1 pseudogene is annotated in these 363 nt (G+C 83.5%); it reads left to right on the top strand.

Annotated features, from left to right (window positions below):
• Positions 1–363, top strand: a pseudogene (locus E2C05_RS33930) (translation initiation factor IF-2); the annotation flags it as partial.

Here is a 363-nt window from a genome sequence, read left to right as displayed (position 1 = left end):
AGGCGCGTGGCCCGCAGCCGGCCGCCGGCACGCGGCCGCTGACCGCGGCCGAGCAGGCGGTGCGCCAGCGCGTGCTGGAGGAGCAGCGCCGGCTCGAGGCGCAGCGCCAGCGGGAGGAGCGGGAGCGCCAGGCGCTCATGGTCCGCTCCGCCGCCGAGGAGGCGCGCCGGCGCGAGGAGGAGGAGAAGCGGGCCGCCGAGGAGGCCGCGCGCTTCGCCGAGGAGGAGGCCGCCCGCGCCCAGCAGGAGGCCGAGGAGGCCGCCCGCCGCGCCGTCGAGGAACCGGCTGCCGCCCAGGACGCGCAGGACGCGCCGGCCCAGCCCGCCGCGCCGGCCGCGGCGCCGGTCGAGGCGCGCGCCCCGG

Origin of the sequence: Paracraurococcus ruber (assembly GCF_004353985.1) — a bacterium.
Classification (GTDB): domain Bacteria; phylum Pseudomonadota; class Alphaproteobacteria; order Acetobacterales; family Acetobacteraceae; genus Paracraurococcus; species Paracraurococcus ruber.
This window is presented reverse-complemented; position numbering and strand designations above follow the sequence as displayed.